At 58.9% G+C, this 3,672-nt stretch carries 4 protein-coding genes; all 4 read right to left on the reverse strand.

Translation table 11 applies throughout. The features are described 5' to 3' along the window. Nucleotides 1-628: hypothetical protein (locus tag A5791_RS26620; protein WP_156661581.1), on the reverse strand; the 628-nt coding region annotated here is incomplete at its 3' end. Between the two features lie 277 nt (nucleotides 629-905). Next, nucleotides 906-2,099 carry an AAA family ATPase gene (locus A5791_RS23925; protein WP_082967106.1) on the reverse strand — a complete coding sequence of 398 codons (1,194 nt, stop codon included), beginning with the start codon at nucleotides 2,097-2,099 and terminating at the stop codon, nucleotides 906-908. 431 nt (nucleotides 2,100-2,530) lie between these two features. After that, nucleotides 2,531-2,800 carry a hypothetical protein gene (locus tag A5791_RS23930; protein WP_067242364.1) on the reverse strand — a complete coding sequence of 90 codons (270 nt, stop codon included), beginning with the start codon at nucleotides 2,798-2,800 and terminating at the stop codon, nucleotides 2,531-2,533. Between the two features lie 173 nt (nucleotides 2,801-2,973). Then, nucleotides 2,974-3,672, reverse strand: a 699-nt coding sequence (locus A5791_RS23935; protein WP_067242368.1) for a bifunctional DNA primase/polymerase, incomplete at its 5' end; no start/stop codon positions are given.

The following is a 3,672-nucleotide window of genomic DNA, read 5'->3' on the forward strand; positions in this document are numbered from 1 at the left end:
TGGCCTCTCGTGGCGGCAAGCTGTCTGAAAACGGCTCGCGGTGCTCGTCAGCTACAGGGTGCGCGTCTGCGTATCCGGTATCTGCGTAGGCAGGTGCTGGGGAGGCATGTTGGCCGGCTGAACCGTAGTCTTCGCTAGCGACACTAGGGAATCCGGCCGCCTCAGGGTCACCGCCGATAGAGTCAAATACTGTCTCATAGGGTTTAGTTTCGCCTTGAGACAGTACAACTTCAGACGGCGCTTTGAGGCCGCCACGGTCCAACGCATCTCGGATAGCCGCAAGCTTGACAGCTTCGCTGTCGGCCGTAAGTGCTATGCCTAGCAACTGTTTTGCCATCAGGTCTGCGGCGTTTTCGAGTCGTGCTCTGGCCGCACGCTTTACGTGTTTCGCAGCGCCGCCGTGGAAGCGGCACACCGTTGCGCCGAGGATTGCTGCGTTCCTACAACGTTCGCCGGTCTTCTTGTGCGCCACGCATCTGTTTGCCTGCACTTCTGGAGAGGCGCGTGCCCACCACTCTTCGCTCCACTTGGTGATCGGTTCCGAATGTTGATAGGTCTCTACCACTGCCGGAAGATTGTCGCTGTCTACGATTTCTGCGTCGATAATGCCGTCATCGTCATTACTCATGAGCTGCACTACTTTCCGTGATTCTGCGCTGTATCGCGCTGGCCGTTGTTGCTGTACTCGCGCGTTCCGTATGCCTGCCAAACCTGCCTGCCAATAAATGGCGGCAGGCATGGCAGGGATAGCAGGCAATCGGCAGGCAATCGCCGAAAAAGCATCTCTGACCTCGAAAAACCATCCCTGCCAACGGGCGTGGCAGGCAATTGGCAGGTATGGCAGGTATGGCCTATGCCTGCCACCCGGTTTGGCAGGCATAGCGCCGACGGCTGTACAGAAACAGTCACTCTGGGCTACCGCCGTCCTGGCGAGGGTCGACAGTTCCGCGGTTGTTCCACACGGTCCGTCCCTCCGGCGTCTGAACGATGTAGTCCTTCCTGACGGCTCGCTCCAACGCCACCTTGTTGTCCTTGGCCGTGTTGCCGTCCTGCCGCCAACCGAGCTTGCGGTACAGATCGCCGGTCTTGATACGGTCGTCGGCTTCCCACACAGCTACACCTGCCTGACGGGCCTTGACGCTGGACTTGGCCTGAATGCGCGTGGTGCCGCTGTTGGTGCTGAATAGCGTGTTCGCTTCCGGCTCAAAGTCAATCTCGGTGCTCGGCAAGTCCACGTCGCGGCCAATTGCAGACAAGTACCGCAGCTTGCTCGGTGGTCTGTCGCCGAGGTTGCCTGCATGCGTGTAGCTGAGCAGCACATCGGGATTGCCCATCATGGCGCTGGCACCGCGTGCGCGGTCGTTGGCATGGCCGGTGTGATGAACCAACAGAACTAGTCTGACTTTGGCCGCCTGCACGATGTGCTCCAGCTTGAGCCACCACTGGTTGAACTCGTAGTTGTTGTTCTCGTCATCGCGGAACAACTTGGACAGCGGGTCGATGATCCAAACCTTGACGCCATTGTTTTGCAGCCACTTAACGGCCCAGTCCACAACGATGTCGTTTTTGAAGTCCAGCGAGATGTTGCCGCGCACCGACAGCGGAAACACCTTGGCCCTAGCTTCGTCCGGCATCGCCTGTTTCCTGTACCAGCCCAGCAAGGTCCGCTGGCTGACCTCCATGTTCCAGTGCGCCACGTGACCTTTGAACTTGGGATGGATGCGAAAGCGGCGCAGAAACGGCTCACCGGTCGCCAGCGACTGAACCAGGTTGGTAACCAGCGTGGTCTTGCCAATCTTGAACTGCGCGTTGAGCTGACAGATCGTCCTGTCGGGAAAGAGCTCTTCAACAACAAACAAGGGATCTGTCACGACCGTTTGCAACTGGTGCGCAAGGCTGCCCTGGTCGCCAATTGGTTTCCACTGCTGCTCTAACCGTTGGCGCTTGACTAGTTCCTCGGCGTAACGGAACCGTTGGTGACGCCGTACTTCAGCTGCCAAGTGGTCAACGTCGGCGACAGGGTCATAAGCCGCGCCAAGGTCCGGAACTGGCTCAGCTGGCCAACCGTCGTCAGACACAGCATTTTCGGTATTGCTCACCGCTGTGCTCCGATTTCAGGCGGACGGACCCTCCCGCGTGAATCTGCTAACATTGCAGTCACTTTCATCTCCGATGGCGGTCCCGTTTTGTCTTCCTCAAAGCAGCGGGGCCGTCGTTGTCACTAGGTAGGTTTGCTTTTCATTTCCCTCGCCTCAGGTCGGCGTAAATGGTTGCATCAAGTTAAATTGCCGGTCCGTAGTACCAGCAGGTATCAAACTCGACCGGATGCTCTCGGCAAGCTGTGTCGTCGCCCTTGCACCGGGCCTATCCACTGCACGTGCAGCCCGTTCCACCAGTTGCAGAAACGGTTCTGTGTGTGGGTACTTCGGGTCGAGGAACAGAATCAGACCAACCAACTCCTCGTGGATTGCGTTAAGCCGAGCACCAACCTGCTGATGTTCCTCTATGGTCGGCCGCTTCTTGACGTGTGTCACAGCGCAACCTTCGCGGCTACGTCACGCTGAGCCTCGGCTGCTGCCAAGTCCCAATCGACCTGTACGCCTAGGCTTGCAAGCCATTCGAGCGCCATCCGGCGTGAATACTTGTTCTTGCGAGTAACGCGCACGCTTCTGAGCTCTCCGGCAGCGGCGGCAAGCTCCACCTTTGTCAGGGTGACCGGGAAATGGCATTCCTCAGTAATGAATCGGTGGACCTGTACGGTGCTAAACTCCGCCGAGTCCAACGGATGAATGTAGGGCATGGTTGGCACTTTCCTTTGTCTGCCAACGCCGTTCGGCGTTCACTGGCCGGCGCCAGCAAGTCTCAGCTTAGCTGAGCATGGACTCCGGAAGTGCTTGGTCGAGCCGGAATATAGTGCGGGGTAGGCGAATACAGGAGTTGCAATGACAGCGTCGGCAATTCCTGCCTTGTTAGCTACGTATACTCTCGGGAGTCGGTGCCGGAACATCGGCCGCTTTTCAGCTGCAATAGTTCGGCGTTGCTGTTCTCTGCTACATCGATGGCCCACTGCACCAGGCGGCTGAACTCTTGCCGGTCGCGGCCCCAGTGTTCCCGTAGTGCGCGTATGACGGCCTTGGCGGAAACGTAGCCGATGCGGGCCTCTGCCAACCCAACGCGCAAAGCTTCACGCATGGCGTCGTGTGGACTTCTGCCGCGTTCCAATAGCACCTGATGCAGCTTTACCAGCGCGGCGATCTTATGCGGCCTAGCGTTGCCGGTGTACCGGGCGCAGAACTGCCCAACTGTCAGCGTTGTGGCGCCAACCACCACCCCGGCACCTGCCTGAACCACATGTGTTACTAGGTATTCGGCAAGCTCCTTCGGTACAGCCGGCATTACCCCAGCACGCACAACGCGGCGGTTGCCATAGGGAGGCAGCACGATACCGCCGCCCACACAGCGCAACTCTCCAAAGGGCAGCGTTGGATTACCCAACCGGAGGCCATGCGGCAGGCAAAACCAGTAGTGTCCTCGGTTCGGACTTTCTTCCGGCCGGGTGGCCACGTAGACAGCAGCGGCCAAATGCGTACGCAGGTGCCGGGGAGTGGAGCGCGGCCGATCAACGTCGATCACCACACAGCCAAACTGGCCAGGACTGGTGGCAAGAGCCTT

Origin of the sequence: Mycobacterium sp. 852002-51163_SCH5372311 (assembly GCF_001667115.1) — a bacterium.
Classification (GTDB): Bacteria; Actinomycetota; Actinomycetes; order Mycobacteriales; family Mycobacteriaceae; genus Mycobacterium.